The sequence below is a fragment of the Pseudomonas mandelii genome (genome assembly GCF_024138395.1).
In the GTDB taxonomy this organism is placed as follows: Bacteria; Pseudomonadota; Gammaproteobacteria; order Pseudomonadales; family Pseudomonadaceae; genus Aquipseudomonas; species Aquipseudomonas mandelii_E.
The window spans coordinates 443091-461920 of sequence record NZ_JAMYDU010000003.1; the positions used below are offsets into that span (position 1 = coordinate 443091).

The 18830-nt window shown below is 60.4% G+C and carries 18 protein-coding genes; 3 read left to right on the plus strand and 15 right to left on the minus strand.

The genetic code is table 11. The features are described 5' to 3' along the window. Positions 1-65 precede the first annotated feature (65 nt). Positions 66-626 carry a YbhB/YbcL family Raf kinase inhibitor-like protein gene (locus NHU87_RS08320; RefSeq protein WP_253547314.1) on the minus strand — a complete coding sequence of 187 codons (561 nt, stop codon included), beginning with the start codon at positions 624-626 and terminating at the stop codon, positions 66-68. A gap of 137 nt (positions 627-763) precedes the next feature. Here NHU87_RS08320 and NHU87_RS08325 point away from each other — a divergent pair, with 137 nt between their 5' ends. Next, entirely contained in the window at positions 764-2293 is a 1530-nt protein-coding gene (locus tag NHU87_RS08325; protein WP_253547316.1) for an apoptosis inducing factor family protein, read from the plus strand. A gap of 29 nt (positions 2294-2322) precedes the next feature. On the opposite strand, the gene pgaD is transcribed toward NHU87_RS08325, so the two are convergent. The 10 genes from pgaD to NHU87_RS08375 form a co-directional block, all read right to left on the minus strand. Further along, positions 2323-2850, minus strand: a complete 528-nt coding sequence (gene pgaD, locus NHU87_RS08330; RefSeq protein ID WP_253547318.1) for a poly-beta-1,6-N-acetyl-D-glucosamine biosynthesis protein PgaD — start codon at positions 2848-2850, stop codon at positions 2323-2325. Continuing rightward, on the minus strand, positions 2847-4202 hold the full coding sequence (gene pgaC, locus NHU87_RS08335; protein ID WP_253547320.1) for a poly-beta-1,6-N-acetyl-D-glucosamine synthase: 1356 nt from the start codon (positions 4200-4202) through the stop codon (positions 2847-2849). Before pgaC ends, pgaD begins: the two co-directional genes overlap by 4 nt. Before the next feature lies 1 nt (position 4203). Further along, positions 4204-6201 carry a poly-beta-1,6-N-acetyl-D-glucosamine N-deacetylase PgaB gene (gene pgaB / locus NHU87_RS08340; RefSeq protein ID WP_253547322.1) on the minus strand — a complete coding sequence of 666 codons (1998 nt, stop codon included), beginning with the start codon at positions 6199-6201 and terminating at the stop codon, positions 4204-4206. A gap of 12 nt (positions 6202-6213) precedes the next feature. Then, entirely contained in the window at positions 6214-8694 is a 2481-nt protein-coding gene (gene pgaA, locus NHU87_RS08345) for a poly-beta-1,6 N-acetyl-D-glucosamine export porin PgaA (RefSeq protein WP_253547325.1), read from the minus strand. 492 nt (positions 8695-9186) lie between these two features. After that, positions 9187-10698 (minus strand): YdgA family protein, encoded by a 1512-nt coding sequence (locus NHU87_RS08350; protein ID WP_253547327.1) that lies wholly within the window; start codon positions 10696-10698, stop codon positions 9187-9189. 324 nt (positions 10699-11022) lie between these two features. Continuing rightward, positions 11023-11658 (minus strand): NADH:ubiquinone oxidoreductase subunit N, encoded by a 636-nt coding sequence (locus NHU87_RS08355; RefSeq protein ID WP_253547329.1) that lies wholly within the window; start codon positions 11656-11658, stop codon positions 11023-11025. A gap of 252 nt (positions 11659-11910) precedes the next feature. Further along, on the minus strand, positions 11911-12192 hold the full coding sequence (locus NHU87_RS08360; RefSeq protein WP_007899567.1) for a type II toxin-antitoxin system RelE family toxin: 282 nt from the start codon (positions 12190-12192) through the stop codon (positions 11911-11913). Continuing rightward, positions 12182-12427 carry a type II toxin-antitoxin system Phd/YefM family antitoxin gene (locus NHU87_RS08365; RefSeq protein WP_253547331.1) on the minus strand — a complete coding sequence of 82 codons (246 nt, stop codon included), beginning with the start codon at positions 12425-12427 and terminating at the stop codon, positions 12182-12184. Before NHU87_RS08365 ends, NHU87_RS08360 begins: the two co-directional genes overlap by 11 nt. A gap of 143 nt (positions 12428-12570) precedes the next feature. After that, positions 12571-12816, minus strand: a complete 246-nt coding sequence (locus NHU87_RS08370; RefSeq protein WP_008068578.1) for a DUF2789 domain-containing protein — start codon at positions 12814-12816, stop codon at positions 12571-12573. Positions 12817-12939: 123 nt separating this feature from the next. Further along, positions 12940-13407, minus strand: a complete 468-nt coding sequence (locus tag NHU87_RS08375) for an aminoacyl-tRNA deacylase (protein ID WP_253547333.1) — start codon at positions 13405-13407, stop codon at positions 12940-12942. Between the two features lie 215 nt (positions 13408-13622). On the opposite strand from NHU87_RS08375, the gene NHU87_RS08380 reads away from it, so the two are divergent. Next, positions 13623-14171 (plus strand): NfeD family protein, encoded by a 549-nt coding sequence (locus tag NHU87_RS08380; protein ID WP_253547335.1) that lies wholly within the window; start codon positions 13623-13625, stop codon positions 14169-14171. Between the two features lie 2 nt (positions 14172-14173). Continuing rightward, entirely contained in the window at positions 14174-14932 is a 759-nt protein-coding gene (locus NHU87_RS08385) for a slipin family protein (protein WP_008009522.1), read from the plus strand. A gap of 43 nt (positions 14933-14975) precedes the next feature. Here the strand turns inward: NHU87_RS08385 and NHU87_RS08390 are convergent, their stop codons facing one another. Genes NHU87_RS08390 through NHU87_RS08405 form a run of 4 tightly spaced genes read right to left on the minus strand, consistent with a single transcriptional unit; the run spans position 14976 to position 18826 of the window. Next, positions 14976-15953: a sulfotransferase gene (locus NHU87_RS08390; protein ID WP_253547337.1), complete on the minus strand. Its 978-nt coding sequence runs from the start codon at positions 15951-15953 to the stop codon at positions 14976-14978. Then, the gene (locus NHU87_RS08395) at positions 15941-16726 is read right to left on the minus strand and encodes an aspartyl/asparaginyl beta-hydroxylase domain-containing protein (RefSeq protein ID WP_253547339.1); all 786 of its coding nucleotides are present in this window, start codon (positions 16724-16726) and stop codon (positions 15941-15943) included. Before NHU87_RS08395 ends, NHU87_RS08390 begins: the two co-directional genes overlap by 13 nt. Beyond that, positions 16723-17328, minus strand: a complete 606-nt coding sequence (gene cysC / locus NHU87_RS08400) for an adenylyl-sulfate kinase (RefSeq protein WP_253547341.1) — start codon at positions 17326-17328, stop codon at positions 16723-16725. The genes NHU87_RS08395 and cysC overlap by 4 nt, the downstream gene beginning before the upstream one ends. Continuing rightward, positions 17312-18826, minus strand: coding sequence for a TolC family protein (locus tag NHU87_RS08405; RefSeq protein WP_253547343.1), 1515 nt, complete (start codon positions 18824-18826; stop codon positions 17312-17314). Before NHU87_RS08405 ends, cysC begins: the two co-directional genes overlap by 17 nt. Positions 18827-18830: the final 4 nt, after the last annotated feature.

Sequence of the window (18830 nt, forward strand, 5' to 3'; positions counted from 1 at the left end):
ATTGACTCATTCATCCTCTGAGACGGACACCTCGGCAGGTTCGGGTTAACTCCCCGAAAAAATCTTCAGCGGTGATAACGCCGCACCACGCTGCTGTTTTTCAGCACATGGCCTTTGATCTGTTCCATCAGCTGCGCGCGGGTCAGGCCGGCAGGCAAGGCGTCTGGCGCCAGGTCCAGGGCGTAAAGCTGAATGAGGTAGTGATGGGAGCTGTCGCCAATGGGCGGGCAAGGGCCGATGTAACCGGTGGTGCCTTTGCTGTTGCTGCCGCCTACGCCTTCGAGGGCGGATTTGGCGCCGACGCCGGCCGCGATCTGCCGCGTGGTGGCTTTGATGCCGTAATGAATCCAGTGGTCGACACCCAAGCCTTTCTGGCCATCCGGGTCGTGCATGACGATGGCATAGCTGAGCGTGCCCGCAGGGCCGGCGTTCCAGCTCAGGGCCGGGGACTGGTTCTTGCCGCCACAACCGCTGGCATCGCTGGCCGCCGCCGAGGTGAACAGGCGATTGTCCGAAACACCGGGAATGCTGAGGGTGAAACGCTCCTGGGCCTGTGCCGGAAACTGCACGCAAAGGGCGACTGCAACGGCCGCCAGCCAAGGGTTCAAAGAGGTCAATCGGGTCATACCGGAGCACCTTGTGCGGGTGGGGCCGTGGTCGGCTGGCAAACTATAGCCGGACCGTTCGTGCGGTGGCAGGGGAATTGGCTGAACCTCGGCATAGGCGCCAAACTCCTAAGTGATACATCCCCTGGAGATCGATCATGGCACTGCATCGCGTCGCCCGTTTCGCCGATGTGCCCCAAGACCGTGGCCTTGAGGTCCGGATCGACAAGATGAAAATCGTCTTGCTGCGGGTCGGCGATCAATTGCGCGCCTATCAGGGCAAATGTCCCCACGCCGGCGCTCCCTTGGCCAAAGGTGCGTTGTGTCATGGGCGACTGATCTGTCCGTGGCACAAGGCAGCCTATCGGCTTGAAGACGGCGCGTTATGCGAGCCACCGTCCCTGGACAGTCTGCGGCGCTACCCACTTGAAATCCGCGACGATGAGGTCTGGGTCGATGACCAGCCGATGCCCACCGCGAGCACCCCACCGGCGGACGATAAGCGGACCTTTGTGATCATCGGTGCCGGTGCCGCAGGTACAGCCTGTGCGGCGGCACTGAGGGAGAAAGGTTTCGGTGGCCGGGTGTTGCTGATCGACCGTGAACCTGAGGCTGGTTATGACCGAACGGTACTGAGCAAATTCGTGATTGCCGGGGAGATGCCACCGGACGAAGTACCCCCACTGCGCGATGAAAGTTTTTATCGTGAACAGCGCATCGAACGAATAAACGGCGAAGTGACGGGGCTGGACTCATCGCGCCGGACCCTGCGTCTGGCCGATGGCCAATCATTGAGCTATGACGGCGCAGTGATCGCCACCGGCGGTGCCCCGAATCATCTTTCACTGCCGGGCGCCGATCTGCCGCAGGTGTTCGTGCTGCGTTCGAAAGCACAGGCGCAGCAGATTCTTTCAGCCGCGAAACCCGGTCAGCGGGCAGTGATCGTTGGCGACAGTTTCATTGCTCTGGAGTCCGCTTCATCCCTGCGTGAATACGGCCTGGACGTCACTGTCCTGGCCCGCCATGCCATCCCTTTCGAGGCGCAATTCGGCGATGCCGTTGGCAAGTCAATTCGTGCCCTGCACGAGGCCAACGGCGTGGTGTTTCATACGGATGGCGAAGCCGCGCAGATCGAAGGCACAGGCAAAGTCGAAGCGGTGCTACTGGACAACGGTCAGCGCTTGCCGGCGGACCTGGTGTTGGTCGGCATTGGCGTCACCCCGGCAACGGCCCCGTTTGCCGATCTGCCAAAGGAAAAAGATCAGTCATTGAAGGTCGATGGTGGAATGCGCGTGACCGATGGGCTCTGGGCCGTCGGCGACATCGCAACCTTCCCGCTCAACGGCCAGCCCCAACGGATCGAACACTGGCGCCTGGCTCAGCAACAGGCACGAATTGCGGCGGCGAATATGCTCGGCGACGATGAGCGCTATCTCGACGTACCGTATTTCTGGACCTGGCACTTCGGCAAAAACTACGACTACCTCGGACACGCCGAGGCCTGGGACGAGGTCGAGTTCAAGGGCGACCCTGATCATCCACCGTTTATCGGCCTGTTCGGCAAGAACGGCGTGGTGGCGGCGGCCGTTGCCTGCGATCAGGAGCGGGCCATGGCAATGCTCGCCGAACGAATGAAACAGCCGCTGTCGGTGGATGAGGCATGGCGGATGATTCGGGACGTTGCCTGACCGACCCAAACAACAGGAACGTACCAGACTCAGACGTGACTAACCGGCTCTCGGTTATCGTCATCTTCGGCCTGCAGGCGGATCACCAGCGGATGCTCCAGTGGCGCCAAAGGCGGTGGCAGCTGGGCCGGGTCGACCGGGAAGAAGTGCGTAACGACATGACTGACATCGCCATCCTGATCGTTATGAATGGTCATCGAGCCCGGCGTGCGCAGTTTCGCCAGCCGGTCGCCGGTCAGCTTGAAGCTTTTACTGAGCCCCTGATCATCCACCACCGGCGCCGGCAAACGGCGCTGGGCGAAGCTCTTGCTTTTGCGCTGTTGATAACGCGCCCATGTGATCAGGATCACCGCGTTCAACAGCGCCACCCACAGGTAAATCTGCAACGTGCCGAGCGCATCGAAAAACGACGCATCGATGCGCGGGCCGTCATGGGTATCGATCAATGGCCACAACCCCCGCGCCAGCAAATACAGCAGCCCGACCCAGGCGAGCACGGTGAGAAAAACATCGATCACGACCAGAAAGGGTCGCTGCCGGGTTCTGATGATTTTCATTTGATGACCTCCTCTTCATCGTCATTCAGCGGCTTGATGCCCCGGTCCGGGCTGACCCAGCGCGCGCGCTTCTGATGCTGGCCGAACAGCACTTTGGGGAAACTGACCAGGGTGGTGAGCAGGCTGATGAACCAGAACACCAGCGGGTACCAGACCACCCAGAACATGGTCTTGCCGAGGCCCTTTTCATAACGGCGGTCGATCAGGATGCTGACCGCGAATTGCACCAGGCAGACCGCCGCCAACAGCAGCCCGGTAAACGCCGGTGGCATGAGGTGATCGACAGCAATGGCTGGCGGCATTTCGACGAACTTGCCGACGCCCCAGAAAATCACCGACAACAGGAACGTGAACGCCCAGCCGGTGGACAGGCAGTATTCGAACAGCAGCGGCCAGAGGTAACGATGGCGGTATTGCCAGATGCCACGGATGTTCTTGAACAGCACCTCGGCGCCGCCCTGGGCCCAGCGCAGACGCTGCTTCCACAGGCCGCCGAGGGTTTCCGGCATAAGAATCCAGCACAACGCGCGAGGCTCGTAGAAAATGCTCCAATGATCCAGTTGCAGCTTCCAACTGATGTCGATGTCTTCAGTGATCATGTCCGGGCTCCAGTAGCCGACCCGGTTCAGCGCCGTGCGGCGGAAGGCGACGATCACCCCGGAGACGGTAAAGATCCGCCCGAACACCCGTTGGGTGCGCTTGATCAGGCCGATGATCGACGAGAACTCGCCGACCTGCACGCGGCCGACCAGGGTCGAACGGGTGCGGATTCGCGGGTTACCGGTCACAGCGCCCAGTCGCGCATTGTCGAGCATTGGCGCCACCAGATACGCCGCGGTGTTCGGCGCCAGCAGGGCATCACCGTCGATGCACACCAGATACTCGCTGCGCGCCGCGATGGCGCCCATGCGCAGGGCCACAGCCTTGCCCTGATTTTCCGCCAGATGCAGCACTCGCAGACGCGGATCCTGCGCCGCCAGTGCATCGAGCACCGCGGCAGTGTTGTCCTTGGAGCCGTCGTTGATCGCGATCACTTCGATGTTCGGGTAATGCTGGGCCAGCGCCGCGTGGATGGTATCGGCCGCGTTGTCGCCTTCGTTGTAGCAAGGGATCAAAATCGAGATCAGTGGTTCGCCGGCCAGCGCTGGCGGCAAAGTGTCGTCCTGCCACGGCCAGTGCCGCTCCCAGTGCAGCCAGAAATACAGGCCACCGGCGATCCACAGTCCCGACATGAACAGCGGATAAAAGAACACGAAGTCCATCAGGAATTGCCCGGTGAGCAGAAAGATCAGCCCGAGGGGGACCCCGAGGACAATCGCCAGAACCAGCAGGGCTAGAAGTCTGTCCAGCATGTTATGGATTCCACTTGTTGGAGAGCGCGGGCCGCACGGTTTTCAGGTCCGGCTGGTTCTCGAGGAAGTTGTCCGGGTAGTAGCCGAAACTGGTGACGCCCTGACGCTTGAGGCGGCCCATCCAGTCAGCCAACTGCTCGCCGTCGATGTCGGCGTCGGTGCTTTTCGTCCAGTCACGGGCCTGCAATTCGAACACCGTGCGGTCGAGGGCGCCGGGGCGCGATTTAACCGTCGCCACCAGCGCTTCAAGCCAAGGGCCGGATTGCTGGCGGCTCTGTTTTTCCATGAGTGGCATGGCCATTGGCGCCGTCCAGTCGTAGGCACCCAGGAAGTCGTCGAGGTTCTGCGCGAACCACGCTTCGCTCTCGGGGTTGAGCATGGGTTCGGCGAAAATATTGCGCGCCGTTTTCACTTGCGGGCCACGAATGGCGCGGACCTTGGCGGTCAGTTCGTGAGTGAAATCGATCAGGTAGCGGCTCTTGAACCGCGTCCAGCGTTGCAGCATGGCTGGATCGCCGCGCAGGGTGGCAATCGAACCGGGCAGACCGTTGGCGGCATAGACCTTCAGAGCTTCAGGCCCGGCGTCTTCGAAGTCCGACAGCACCGCGTCATCGTGATAGAGGATGCCGTCGACCGAGGTCAGGCGCGCCACGTCTTCGTAGATTTCACCGATGATGCGCCGCACGTTCGGATGGAATGGCGACAAGCGCTTGTACTGGTCCGGATCGATCGACGTAGTAGCGGTTTTCGGGTCCCAGCGAGTGACGCGTGGCAGCTTCGAGTCCAGGGCAAAACTCAGTACCGGCATCCACGCGAAGACCTTGACGTTAGCCCGAGTGCGCAACTGCCAGGCCACGCGGTCGAAGAGGTCGGCGCGCACCGGTAAGTGACGGTTGGGGAAGTACAGCGAGTGCACCAGGCCATCGCCCGCTGGGTCGGCGAAGGCTTGCAGGAACACTGTGTTGGCACCCATGTCGGCCATGCGCTGGACCAGTTTGCCGAGGTTGATTTCCTGTTGGGCCGGGTCTGGGTCGTAGACGTTGTCCAGGTCCACGTGCACCACGCGCATCGGCGCTTTGGACTGCACCGACACCATGCTGTTGGCGAAGCGTTCGCCATTCGGATCTGAAGCCACCAAAAAGCGCGGGCTGCTCATCAGGTTGTCGAGGGCATCGAGGCCGTCGTCCAGGGTCAGGGCCATCTGATAACCCTGATCGTTGATCACTTGCAGCGAAGTGCCATCCGCCGCGCCATACGGCCAGACCCAGACCCGCGGTTTGTAACCGGTGACCTTGCGGATCTTCTCCGAAATGGCCGCCACGTCGGCGCGCATCCGGGCCTGGAATTGGGCTTCGGTTTCATAGCGGCCGGTAGCAGCGTCATAACGCCGAGTGGCGGCCGCCGGTTGCAGGTTGCCTTGCGGGTTGGCCAACACGCCTTTGTGGCTGGCGTCGGTGTGGGCGGCGATTTCCACCAGGCCGGATCGGGAAACCTCGCGGATCTGTTCCCAGGTCAGGAAGTCCGAACGCTTGCGCGGTGTGCCGGCGAAATCCACCGGCTGGTTCAGCGGCGTATCGATCCATACCCCGACCGGCGCCAGCAAGGCATGCCAGTTATAGGCGCGCAGCACTGGCAACACGCGGGTGTAGAAGCTCGCATAACCGTCGTCGAAACTCAGCATGATCGCCCGTGGCGGCAGTTCGGGGCCGCCGTTGCGAGCCGCCATGATCTGGTCGACGGTGACCGGTTTGTAGTTGTTCTCCCGCAGCCACGCCAATTGCTCGAGCAGACGCTCGGTGCGTACAGCCACCACCGCCTGATCGGGGTCATGGTCTTCGACATCGTGATAAGCAATCCCGAGTACGTGGTTTTTCGGCCACGGCTTTTCATTGGCCGGCACCGGGCGTTCGGACGGCGGTGCGAAGGCCGGGGCTTGCTGGGCGCAGGCGCTGATCAACAGCGCTCCCAGCAGAAGGATGAAACGCGAAATAAAAGGCATCTTCAAACTCTTCTAGAAGCGGTAAGTAAGGTCGACGAGCAAGCGCAGATCGGTTTCGCGGTCGCCGTCATAAGGCCGGTTGATCACGCTCAGCAGGCCGCCCACCTCGAATACGTCGTTCCAGCTGTAACGCTGGCCGTAACCCAGCAGGCCGACGCCGCCGGTGCCGTGATCGCGCTGGCTATAGGTGCCCGCACCGGCCTGGAACTGCTGGCTCCAGGAGGTTTCGTAGCGGCGATAAAGCAGGTGATTGACGTTCACCGTCGGCAGCACGCTGAAGTCGGATTTGGGATTGAAGTACGGCACGTCGTCGGACTTGGAGTTATGGCTGGTTCCGACTTCCAGGCCGAGGTCGACCTGCAACCCCGGCGCGCGGTAAACACCCTCGCGACCGGTGAGCAAGGCTTCGACACGATTGTTGCCATCACTGAAGTGCGAGGGGCTGACCGCCAGCCTCCACTCACGGCTCTCATTGGCGCGCCAACGGATGAAACCGCTGCCGCCGTTGGCGGTGATGTCGCTGTTCAAGGCCCGCAACGGCGTTTGTGCCGACAAGTATTCGAGGCTGCCGCCGTACTGCCAGTGATCGTCGATGTCTCGGGCCATCGCCAGACGCGCGCCCTGCTTGTCACCGAAGCTATAGGAATGGTTGGAGACTTCCGCTTCCAGGGTCATGTCGCGGGTCCGACGTTCAAGCCCGACGCGCTGAAAGCGATGGTGACCGGTGCCTTCCTGGAAGTCGCCGGTGGCGTAACCGGCACCGGCGAACACGCGCCAGTCTTCATCGATGGGCGGGCTGTACAGCGTGGTTTCGATGCCGAAATCGCGACTGCCATTGACCGCCCCGGCGTCGCCGTTGCCCCCGCCATAACTCTTGCCGCCGTAGGCCTCCACTCGCAGCTCGGCCATGTCATGGACCGCACGCTGACGCTGCAAACGCTGGACCTGACGGTTGTCGGGGAAACGCGCGACCACATCGTCGGTCAGCGCATCCAGCTGCCGCCATTCCTGCAGATCCATGGCGGTGTGGCCTTGCGCAACTTCCAGGCCGATGTCCCGTGGCGCCGTGCTCTCGGTTTCCTTGAGCTGATTTTCGGCGCGCCGTGGCCAGTCCCGGGCCAGGTACAGATCGGCCTGGGCCAGACGCAGGCCGAGGTTGCCCGGGGCCTGATCCACCAGCGTCTGCAAACGCTGCTCGCCCGACGGCAGATCAGCGCCGTAGGTGCCGGCCTGGGCGGCGAGTTGCTGCGCGTCCATCCATTCATCGTTGGGATTGCCCACCGGCAAGCCTTTGAGCTCGACCCGTGGCTTCTGGGTCTTGGCCAGGTCTTCAGCGACCTGACGCGCTTCATCGGCCTTATCGCTTTCGAGCAAGGCGTAATAGAGCGCAGTGCTGTCTTCCAGGCGGTCGCCGACATCGGCATCCGGCGCCACCAGCACCTGACGATACAAATCGGTGGCGATTTCTGGCTGACGCTGGTCCAGATAGGACGACGCCACCCAACGCAGGGCGTAGGTCGGAATTTTCACGCCTTCGGCGCGCAACTTCTGGTATTCGGCGATCACATCAGCAGTGCGCGCGCGGGCCTTGAGGGCGCCCATGCGGTCGATTCGCCAGCGGATGACGTCATCGTGGGCCTGAGGATCCGGCGTCCAGGTCGCCAGTAACTGGTCGTAATCGGCCAGCGCCCGATCGGCGATCACATAACGTTCTTTTTCGCTGCGAGTGGCCAGCTCGGCCAGGCGCACGCGTTCTGCGGCCAAGTCACCTTCAAGGCGTCGCAGCGTGACCGGATCCAGCAATCCCGGCCGCTGACGCGCCAGGCGCAAGGCCGGTTCAGGCAGGCGGGCGCGTTGCAGGGCAATCACGTACTCCCGAGCGACGTCGGGCTTGCTGCCGGCGCGGATGAAGGCCTGATCGTATTCAAACAACGCGTCGTAGGTGGCTCCGGCACGGGTCAAGGCGTAGGCCAGGGCCAAACGGCGGGAAGGATCATCCGGTTTCGCCGCCACCAGCGCCCTGGCGCGGGCAACCGCCTCGTCAGGTTTACCAGCATCGGCCTGGGTCATCGCCAGCCCCAGCTGCAGGTCGGCATTTTGCGGTTCAAGAGCCAGAGCCTTGTTGTACACCTGGGTCGCCGAGTCCCAGCGTTTGAGGTTGCGATAGGCACGCGCGGTGGCGGTCAGGGCCTGAACCGGCAGCGCCCGATTATGCCCTTGGGTTTCATAGACCTGGACCACTTCAGCGTCCAGACCGGCCCAGCTGGCGATCTGCAAGTGATCGCTGATTTGGCCGGTTGTGGCCTGGTTTACCGGCACTTGGCGCAATACAGTCAGCGCAGGCGTGTAGTTGCCGGCCCGTGCATCGCGAACCATTTGGTCGTAAGGCGTATCGGCGAACGCCAGCGCCGGCCACAGTAATTGGCCGCAAAGCGCAACGCGAAACAAGGGGCGTAAACCACGATGAATGAAGGGACCAGCAATACACGGCATTCGTCAGCATCCTTACATGGCCAGCCGGGTCGCAATGTCCCCTTGCCCATTCGTAGCGGAAAGCCGGATCGAAAGACCCAGCCAGGCTTTATCGACGCAGTTTTGCATGCAAGCCTAGTCGACTATTCAGAACACAATAATTCTTCAGATTCGTGACGCGTGGGGCTTCTTTGATGCCAGTCAGTCAAGCATTCCGCCGCGCTGCACTTTTGTAGCAGCTGCCGAGCTCGCGAGGCTGCGTTCGGCTGCGTAGCAGTCGTGAGTCCAGCAATGGTGTTCTGCCTGACGCACCGAAATTTCTGATTTTGCGACTGCTTCGCAGCCGAACGCAGCCTCGCGAGCTCGGCAGCTGCTACGGATCGCATTACGGCTTAACTGATTGGCATAAGGTTTCAGGGCCTCTTCCCTCTCCCCCGTCTCCAAACCCCAGACAGCAAAACGCCCGACGTCTGCGTGTTGCAGAGGCCGGGCGTTGCGGTAGAGCCTGCGGTTTTACTGGAGGGTGACGTTGCCAGTGCCGCCGAGTTTGCTCATCACGAAGCCGACAAATTCTTCGAGGGTCATTTTCTGGCCGTTGAAGTCCACCTGATTGTTGGCGTAGTGCAGCTTGGTGACGACGTTGTTACCGTCCAGTTTCGCCAGTTGCGTGCCGACCGCCATGCTGCTGAACATGTCGGCGGTTGCGCTCGCCTGATCGGCAATGAGCTTGGCGTCAGTCTGGCCGTCGATTTGCGACTGCACGGTGAGCACGTCAACCAGCATTGGCTTGGACACCAACAGGTTGAAGTCCAACAGGGCGATCAACTGCTTGACCAACTGGTCTGGCGGCAGATCCATGGACTGTGGTTTGGTCAGGTCCAGCACCATATTGGCGCGGCTTTCGCCGTTGCTGGTGTTGAACGACAGGTTTTCCAGAGCCACCTGCGGGCCGGCGGCCAGCAGTTTTTCCAGACCGGCCTTGACCTGTGCCTCTTCGGCCGGCGTCAGGTTCAGTTCCGGCGCCGGTAGTCCGGCGGCAGCGGCTTCAGTGGCGGCCTTTTCGTACGGTTGCAGCTTGGTCTGATAGATCTGCATCAGCGACATCGTTGACGGGATGTCGAGATTTTTCAGGCTCATGGCCATCTGCGCAGAGCCGATAACCTTGCCGTTCAAGGACACTTCACCGACCTTGTAGTCGGCACGCCCCGAAGCGTTGGTGCCCGATTCCTCGGTCTTGTTCTTCATTTCAAAGTTCTTGACGCCGAGTACCGACTGCTTGGCCCCGAAGGTGGTCTTGCTGTTGGTCAGCTCGATGGTGTTTTCGCCGGTGTAATAACCGTACGTGCTTTTGTTCAGGTTACTGGCCACGGTCAAGCCGTTGAGCTCGACCTGCACCGGGGTCTGATCTTCGGCCACGGTGGTCAGCTTCAGGCTGTCCATGTAACCGTCTGCCTTGACCTTTTGCGCCTGGGCACTGGCGGCTACATCGAGTTTCATGCCGGAGAAGGTCAAATTGGATTTGTCATCCAGCGCTGTTTCCAGCGGCAAAAACTCGAGGGTGCCCTTGGTGGAATTGTCGTAGCCAATATTGACCACGCCTTTGACCGGGGATTTGTCCTTGGCGGCAGCGAACCACTTCTCGGTCAGCGGGGTTTTTTCCAGCTCGTAGTGACTGGTGGCCAGGACCGGCAACCACTTCAGCGATACCAGACGCGAAAACGGCAGCGGACCGTGCTCGATGCGGTCGACGAACAGCAACTCGACCGGCGCTTCACCAAACATCTCGCCTTCGCCCTTGAGGCGGTAGTGCGCGGTGCTGCTGAATACATGGCGGTCCAGCGACACCAATTCCAGCGACGCCTTGCCATTGGAACCTGCCAGTGCGGCTTGCAGTTCTTTGTTGGCGTCGGCGATCGAGGTGTTCAGCACCCCATCGAGTTTGGAGCCGGTGTACCACGCCCCGCCGGCACTGATCGCACCGATGGCCACGACAATTCCTAGAAGCACGCCTGCTGATTTATTCATGAAGTACCCGTTCAATGTCCGTTGTTGAAAGTATGGTCGTCTTCCCTGAACCCATGACAGGTTGCGGCTCGACTTCGCTGAAAGTGGGATGGAGATTAGCATTTGCGCCGCAAAGCGGCCCAATGATTAAAGGTGAAAGAGTGTCCATGGGATATTGCTGCTTGTGGACAACTGGCAAGGGCTGAGAGTTTCGGCGGTCATGCAATCGCCTTCGCGGGCAAGCCTCGCTCCTACAGGATTGGGGTCATTCACGAATATCACGCACGGCGCGAACCTGTAGGAGCGAGGCTTGCCCGCGAAGGCGTCCGTCCAGCCAACATCAATTCAGGAATACTGAACCTCAATTTCATCCAATTGATGATCAAAGCTCTTGAGCCGCGCCGTCCACGTATACACCAGCACTTCAAAATCCCGATTGATCACCGCCCCGCCCGTCACTTCCCCGCGTGGGTCACAAAACTCCAGCTGATAGCGCTCACGGGCCATGGCATTGGCGACATCGGACAGCTCTCGCGCATTGTTGAGCCAGTGCCACCCTTCATCGGCCACTTGCTTGTCCAGCGCCAGGCATTGTTTTTTCAAAGTTTCGAGGCTTTTTTCCAGCGGCGTGCCGGTGAGTTCGCCCATGACTTCCTGGAAGGTGCGTCCCGGTTGCCAATAACTGCCCCAGAAATACCGGTCGAACACGGTTTCGACACGACGCAAAGCCACCTTGGTGTCCCATATCAGCACCAGGGTCTTGCCTTGTTCGAGTTGGCGTTTCTTGATGCGCTGGTTCTGTAAAGAAGCCCAGGCGACCACCACGATAGCCATCACGGCGATCAACGCCGCCGCGCTGTCGAGGAATATCAGCGCCTTGTCGAGCTGGTGGGCCAGCATGACGCCGTAGAAATAGGTGGCCGACAGCAAAACCAATGCCGCAATGGCGCACCAGAAGCCGGGAGCATAAGGGTTTTTCATTATTAGATCCCCATGACCAACGCAAGCCTGATCGACGGGTTCGCCGCGCGCCCCCATCAAAACAAAGCATAGCAACGGCCTCAGGGTTTGCCGGGTTGTGACCCTTGCGTTCGTCCGCTTTCCGGGCCGCCGCCGAAAGTAAGGAACAAATCTATCTGGCTCATTGGCGACTTGGGTGGGCCGAGGCCAGTTGCGCCCGTACGTCGGGTCGATGCTTGAGCATCGACAAAAACAGGAGAGGCCTAAGAACTATCAGCGCTTCTTGGCTCGGTCGTACACATCGCTGCGTTCGCGCTTACCAACCGCCACCACAGAAACGACTACACGCTCATCAAAAACTTGATACACAAGCCTGTATCCCGATGACTTCAACTTTATTTTGTAGCAATCAGGCATTCCATGCAGTGAGTCGGAAGGGATTCGAGGCAATTCAAGTCGTTCCGCCAGTTTCTTTTTGAACTGCTCACGCAATGTATGCCCCAGCTTGTCCCACTCCTTGCGTGCGGATGGCAGGAACTCAAGCTTATAGGTCATCCAGGCTTACCGGGACCGGGGTTTCATTTCTACGAGAGCGAACAATTTCCGCCAACTCGAAGTCATCGAGGCGCTCCATCATTTGCTCGAAAACATCGGCCGGAACCATGTATCCCATTACTCGGTTATGGTTCAGCACTGCCACAGGCCCACCATGAGCATTACTCAGAACTGCAGATGGGTTTTTCTTCAACTCAGACACGCTAACTGCCATGTCGGCCAGAACACTTTGCATAATAAAGACCTCAATAGAGGTCTTTATTCTGGTCTATTGACTGTTTCTGAGCAACCTTTGAAAAAACTGAAAAATTGAGTTTTTGCTCAGATTTCTTACACCTCAACAGTTTTTTTACATTTCGCCATTTTCATTCAGATTTTTTATACCCCTCGCCCTTTCCTCAGCAGCACATCCAGCTGATCCACCACTTCCGCCCAATCCGCATCATCCAGAATCTCCTCACGCAGCAGCTCTGCCTGACTCTCACTCCAGAAGAACGCGTCCGCCAGGTGCAGTTCGGGTTTGAGCGGTGAGTGGGTCGCGATGAATTTATCGATGCTTTCGGCGTCATCAGGCAGGCCGAGTTGTTTGAACAGCGATGGGAGGCTGTGGGTTGGGGATTCCATGTCTGGCTCCTTCGTAATGGCTAAATTGGGATGACCGCTACGCGGTCAATCGCGGGCAAGCCCGCTCCCACAGGTTTTTTGCAACTCCAGTGGGAGCGGGTTTGCCCGCGATTGACGGCAGCGCTATGCCGACTGACTCAACTCGCGCACCTGGGCATGCGGCACCATTTTCAGAAATTCCGGCACGCTCATGTGCACCAGGTTGCTGTGGTTGCCGGCTTCGAGGTAGATGTCTTTCTGCCGGGTCAGCAGTGGGTCGATGACCATGTCCATCCCGTAGGATTCACCCAATGCAGGCACGGCGCCGCGCTCGCAATCGTCGAACAGGCGCGGCAGGTCGCTTTCACGGGTGACTTGCCATTCGCCGCTGCCACGTACTTTGCTCAGGTCCAGGTGACAGCTGGCGGGCAGTACGGCCATCAAGTAATGGCCGTGTTTGTCGTCGAGAATCACCGATTTGGCGACCCGTTCGGCAGGAATGCCCGCGAGCCGAGCCGTTTCAAGGCTGCTGGCCGAATGCGGGTGAGAAACGATGTCATATTCGCAGTGAGCCTTTTCGAGGCTGTTCTGCACGGTTTTTGCCATACGCATGATGCACCTCGGTGTCCGTAGCAACGAAATCGCGGACGACAGTTAACTTTTTTGTCTCCATTAAAAGTCTAGGCCTACCGAGGGGATCCGGCGGGAAATCCGCCCGTCGGACGCCGTCGACAACGGGTCAAAATTCATACAAATGCAGGGTCAACTAGACTTGTATACAGAGTCATGAACGACGCGTGGACGGAATGACTCTTGCGGAGGGGCAAGTGAACATTCGTTACTGTGCAATGGCGCTGCTGCTGGCCTTGAGCGGATCGGTTTTCGCAGCGGACACTCTCGTAGTGCTGGTTCCCGACCCCCTCGGGATCTGGCTGATCACGTTCGGCATTGCGTTTTTGATCGCCGAGGCGGCCTTGCCCAATTACGGCGTGGTCGGTCTGGGCGGCCTTGTGATGTTCGTGATCGGCGCGGTGATTCTGACCAATGCCGAAGTCCCTATTCCCTTGATGATCGGTCTGGGGCTGATCAGTGCACTGCTGCTGACTTTCCTGCTGATCCGCGCCTTGAAAACCCGACCGCGCCGCAACGTCAGCGGCGATGACGAATTACTGGGCAGCGTGACGCAGGTAACGTCGTTGCAGGCTGGCGATGCGTATATCGGCTGGGTCCATCTGCAAGGCGAGCAATGGCAGGTGTTGAGCGAAACACCGCTGCAACCGGGTCAACAGGTCCGGGTGGTGGCACGCAAGGGGCTGCTGCTGGAAGTGGCCGCGGCGGACGCGGCGCCCGCAATGAACAACGATGGCGGAGAATAGTCATGGGCCTGCAACTGGGTTTTGCCGCGCTGCTGTTATTGCTGATTGCACTGGCGGGGTCGACCTTCCGCATCCTGCGCGAATATGAGCGCGGCGTGGTGTTCCAGCTCGGACGCTTCTGGCAGGTCAAAGGCCCTGGCCTGATCCTGCTGATTCCGGTGGTTCAGCAAATGGTTCGTGTCGACCTGCGTACCGTGGTGCTCGACGTACCGCCGCAAGACGTGATCACCCGCGACAACGTCTCGGTCAAGGTCAATGCGGTGCTGTATTTTCGCGTGCTCGATCCGCAAAGGGCGATCATTCAAGTCGAAGACTTTCTCATGGCCACCAGTCAACTGGCCCAGACCACGTTGCGGGCGGTGCTGGGTAAACATGAACTCGATGAATTGCTGGCCGAACGGGAACGCTTGAACGTCGATATCCAGCAAGTGCTCGATGCTCAAACTGACGCCTGGGGCATCAAGGTGGCCAACGTCGAGATCAAGCACGTGGACCTCAACGAATCGATGATTCGCGCCATCGCCAAACAGGCCGAGGCCGAACGGGAACGTCGGGCCAAAGTGATCCACGCCGAAGGTGAATTGCAGGCCTCGGAAAAACTCATGCAGGCTGCCGAAATGCTCGGCCGCCAGCCGGGCGCCATGCAGTTGCGTTATATGCAGACGCTGAGTTCGATTGCCGGGGACAAGAGTTCGACCATCGTCTTCCCGCTGCCGATCGAGTTGCTCAAAGGAATGGCGGATTTGTCGTCGAAGCCTTGAGGGAATCTCTCGCCTCCAAAAGATCGCAGCCTTCGGCAGCCCCCTACAGGAGTACGCCGGGCCATTGTAGGAGCTGCCGAAGGCTGCGATCCTTTTCCAATGCCTCATAAGGCTCCCGCGCCCAACGTTCCACCCGCTCACGAAGCAGCACCGAGGCGTCACGACGCTTGTCATCGCTATCACCGATAAACACCTGCGACAGCTGCTTGGCATGTTGTCCCGCCGCCGCAAACACTTGCTTGCGCTGCTCGATGTCCAAAGCAAAGAACGCTGCCAAGCGCCCCGCCATCGCCTGCGGCAATTCGCTGTAATTCACCGCCAGACCGCCAAACGCCAGGCATTGCGCTAACCCCTCAGCCAGCAATCGACCCAACCGCCGGACGATGAAATCCTCACGGCTGCTGAACGGACATTCCTCATCCAGCACACTCGCCCCGATCATCCCCGGCACCATGTGCATGCCCGGGCGACGCAGATGCGAGACGGCGATTTCCAGTGGATCGCGATAAAGAAACAACCACGGCGTTTCAGGGAAGCACTCGCGCAATAACGGCAGTTCACCAATGTTCCAGGCGTCGAGTTTGATCACCAGCCGTTGCTCCACGCCAAGCCGACGTTGCCCGTAGGCAGACAGCAACCCTTTGATGGCGGCACGGCGCTCGACGGCGGGCAAATCACTGCGCAGCAACGCATCCAGCGGCGGTGGTTCGCTGATGACGATGTGGTTGTCGAGTTGCGCCAGCATCTGGCTGATCAGGGTCGAGCCGCAGCGAGAGGCGTGAAAGATAAAGGCACTCGGCGTCAAACCGGGACTGCAAACCTGCCAGTCAGCGAGGGTCGACAATGCCGTTTTTTGGCGAAACACCTGATTGAACGGCAGTCGCAGCGCGTCTTCCACCGCATCACGAAAAAACGGCTGATGCAGCCGCGTGCCACCGAACCAGCACCAGTCGACTTGCCATTGCCCGGCCTCTTGCCAGACACGGATCGGCAACCAGCCTTCGAGGTTCAGGCGCTCCATTGTTCATTCCATTGACGACGACCGTCGCGCATCGCCGCGCGCAGTTCTTCACGGGTGAACGCAAGTCCGCACTCGGCGGCCAGCTCCAGGGTGCGGGCGATAAAGGTTTCGTTGTCCTGCAATTCCTGCAAGGACTTGCGCAGCTGCGGATCGCTGGTCACCAGTGCCTTGAACTGCGCAAAAACGTCCTGACCGATTGCCGGTAACGGCGTAGTTGGCAGCCCGTCGATAATCGCCTGCTCCAGCCAGGCACCGGGCCGGCAATCGAGCACCAGATGAATCCGTGCCCGGGTATCGCGATTGTCCACACGATGAGGTCGCGACAGGTCGAGAAACCAGCATTCGCCAGCGGCCATCGGCATGCGCCGGCCGTCCAGCAGAAAGTCCACTTGAGGCGGGCTGAGCAGCGGAATGTGCAGACGCAGGTCAGCGTCTGGCTCGCCCAGGTCATAGTCGCGATGCTCATGGATGCGCCCGCCCGGGCTGAGCCGCAACAGGCGCGCGCAGACGATTTCCAGCGGCAGATCCCGCAGCCCTTGCTGCCATCGAGCATCTTGCAGCCAGGGCGCACGCAAAAGAGTCTCACCACGACCGGGCGACAGTTCAGTCAAGGCATCGGCCGCGGAAATCAGCGCCACGCCGCTCCAGTCGCCAGCGTAATAATCGCTATTGAAGTGACTGTGCCAGTCTTCCTCGCCAATCGTCGCCAGCGCCTGCAACAGCAACGGCAAATCCACCGTTACCGGCAAGCGGGAAAAGGCCGGCCGACTCATCGTTTCGACAGCACCGCGCATTCGCCGAGCCAGGTCAGCAAACGGTCGAGGCAGGCCTCGACCGACAGCGCGCCGGTGTCGAGCACCAGCGACGCAGACGGCGGTGGTTCGTAAGGCGCGGAAACTCCGGTAAACCCCGCCAATTCACCGCGTCGAGCCCGGGCGTAATGACCTTTGGGGTCACGCTGTTCACACACCGCCAACGAGGCGCTGCACCAGACTTCGCGGTAATCCTCGCCCAACCGTCGGGCGAACAATTCACGCAACTCCACCAAGGGGGCGATCATCGCGAGGATGACAATCTGCCCGTTCTCGACCAACAGTGCCGCCAGTTCGCTGGCGCGGCGGATGTTTTCCAGGCGATCGCTGTCGGTAAACCCCAGATCGCGATTGAGCCCGACCCGCAATCCGTCGCCATCGAGCACCACACTTTGCACGCCGTGTTCGAACAACTCGGCGTGCAGTGCCTGGGCCAATGTCGACTTGCCCGCGGCCGGTAAACCGGTCAGCAGAATCGCCGCGCCACGATGACCATTGCGGGTCTCCCTTTGGGCGCGGCTGATGCTCGCCGTCGGCGCCAGCAGGTTATTGGACCGGGGCATGGGCCACCGGCACTGAGATGTTGCCCGCCGCCCACGCCTCTTCGCGATTGGCCAGGGCCGTGGCGATGGACTGGACTTCGGTCGATTGCACTTCGTCCGGCAGCGGATCGAGACCGGCGCTGGCGAAGATTTGCCCGTAAGCATTGCGCAAGTCGGCGTAGGACAGGTCGCGACGCAGATCGGCCTGCAACGTGTTCAGTTCGCCCTGGATCAGATCCAGTTCACCCAACCCGGCCGCCTGATGGCGATTGCGCAGTTGGCCGACGATTTGCCCGTCGATGTCTGACAGTTGCTGATTGGTTTTGAACTGCCGCATCGCTTCGCGATAGTTGGCGTTGGCCACGTAAAGCTGCGCCAGTATGGCAATCGACATCGCCTGTCGGCGCGCCGTGGCGACTTCTTCACCGGCCTTGGCGACGTCAATCGCGGCGGGCGCGGAAATCACATTGAACAGGTTCCAGGTGACTTTCACCCCGTAGTCCGCCCAGCCCTGCTCCACCAAAAACGAGTTGCTGTCGTAATGCCCGCCAGCGGAAAACTCCAGCCCCGGCAGCAGGCGCAGCATGGCTTTACGGGTTTCGGCGGCGCTGATGCGGGTCTGGTAATCCTGCTCTCGCAACTCCGGCCGACTGGTCAGGGCTTCCTGTTCCAGGCTGGCGAGGTCGACCTTGAGCTCCGGAATGACGTAATCGTCCTGTGTCGCCAGCGTCAGATGGGTGCTCAGAGGCAGGTTGATCAGGGTCGCCAGTTCAGTTTTCGCCAGCGACAGCGCGCGGCGTTGCTCTTCCAGCTGCCGAGTGGCCTCGATCAGCGAGCGCTGATAACCCAGCGACTGAATCGGATCGCCGATGCGCTGCTCGCTCATGCTCTGACTATTGTTGCGGGCGGTTTCGACCCGGGCCATCAGGCTGTCGATCTGTTTGAGCAAACGTTCGGCGGCCATCGCTCGCCAATAGGCCGAGCGCACGTCCTGCACGATGGTATTGATTACCTTGCGCCGCCGCTCCTGCACGATCAGCCGCTGATCGCCCTGCTGTTTGGCGCTGATATAGCTGACGCCAAAGTCGAGCACGTTCCAGACCATGGTCAGGTCCGCCACTTCACGGTCGCGGTCCTGGGAGGTCGACGGTTCCAGGGACTGGGCGCCGGTTTCCACGCTCTGACTGCTGGAAGCGCTGACGTTATTACGCCCCACGTACCCGGCGTCCAACGCCATGCGCGGCAACATGTCGAAACTGGCGAGGTCGAGTTGGCGCTTGGCCAGGGCCTCTTCCATGATCTTGAGCCGGCCTTCGAGGTTGTATTTCACCGCGCGGGCCATGGCCTGGTGCAGGGTCAGTGGGCCGCTGAGAGGCTCCTGCCCCGTGTACATGTTTTGCAGATCGCTTTTGGCGCGCTGCTGGCTGACGCTGCGTTCGATCGGTTCACTAGTGACTGCACATCCGCTGATCGCCAGCGCCAGCAAGCTGGCGCCGAATAACTTCTGACTTCTCTTCATCCTT

What these genes read in the sequence shown, in the direction of transcription:
- NHU87_RS08320 (WP_253547314.1), bottom strand. Translation starts at nt 626, where the DNA reads ATGACCCGATTGACCTCTTTGAACCCTTGGCTGGCGGCCGTTGCAGTC.
- NHU87_RS08325 (WP_253547316.1), top strand. Translation starts at nt 764, where the DNA reads ATGGCACTGCATCGCGTCGCCCGTTTCGCCGATGTGCCCCAAGACCGT.
- pgaD (WP_253547318.1), bottom strand. Translation starts at nt 2,850, where the DNA reads ATGAAAATCATCAGAACCCGGCAGCGACCCTTTCTGGTCGTGATCGAT.
- pgaC (WP_253547320.1), bottom strand. Translation starts at nt 4,202, where the DNA reads ATGCTGGACAGACTTCTAGCCCTGCTGGTTCTGGCGATTGTCCTCGGG.
- pgaB (WP_253547322.1), bottom strand. Translation starts at nt 6,201, where the DNA reads ATGCCTTTTATTTCGCGTTTCATCCTTCTGCTGGGAGCGCTGTTGATC.
- pgaA (WP_253547325.1), bottom strand. Translation starts at nt 8,694, where the DNA reads ATGCCGTGTATTGCTGGTCCCTTCATTCATCGTGGTTTACGCCCCTTG.
- NHU87_RS08350 (WP_253547327.1), bottom strand. Translation starts at nt 10,698, where the DNA reads ATGAATAAATCAGCAGGCGTGCTTCTAGGAATTGTCGTGGCCATCGGT.
- NHU87_RS08355 (WP_253547329.1), bottom strand. Translation starts at nt 11,658, where the DNA reads ATGAAAAACCCTTATGCTCCCGGCTTCTGGTGCGCCATTGCGGCATTG.
- NHU87_RS08360 (WP_007899567.1), bottom strand. Translation starts at nt 12,192, where the DNA reads ATGACCTATAAGCTTGAGTTCCTGCCATCCGCACGCAAGGAGTGGGAC.
- NHU87_RS08365 (WP_253547331.1), bottom strand. Translation starts at nt 12,427, where the DNA reads ATGCAAAGTGTTCTGGCCGACATGGCAGTTAGCGTGTCTGAGTTGAAG.
- NHU87_RS08370 (WP_008068578.1), bottom strand. Translation starts at nt 12,816, where the DNA reads ATGGAATCCCCAACCCACAGCCTCCCATCGCTGTTCAAACAACTCGGC.
- NHU87_RS08375 (WP_253547333.1), bottom strand. Translation starts at nt 13,407, where the DNA reads ATGCGTATGGCAAAAACCGTGCAGAACAGCCTCGAAAAGGCTCACTGC.
- NHU87_RS08385 (WP_008009522.1), top strand. Translation starts at nt 14,174, where the DNA reads ATGGGCCTGCAACTGGGTTTTGCCGCGCTGCTGTTATTGCTGATTGCA.
- NHU87_RS08390 (WP_253547337.1), bottom strand. Translation starts at nt 15,953, where the DNA reads ATGGAGCGCCTGAACCTCGAAGGCTGGTTGCCGATCCGTGTCTGGCAA.
- NHU87_RS08395 (WP_253547339.1), bottom strand. Translation starts at nt 16,726, where the DNA reads ATGAGTCGGCCGGCCTTTTCCCGCTTGCCGGTAACGGTGGATTTGCCG.
- cysC (WP_253547341.1), bottom strand. Translation starts at nt 17,328, where the DNA reads ATGCCCCGGTCCAATAACCTGCTGGCGCCGACGGCGAGCATCAGCCGC.
- NHU87_RS08405 (WP_253547343.1), bottom strand. Translation starts at nt 18,826, where the DNA reads ATGAAGAGAAGTCAGAAGTTATTCGGCGCCAGCTTGCTGGCGCTGGCG.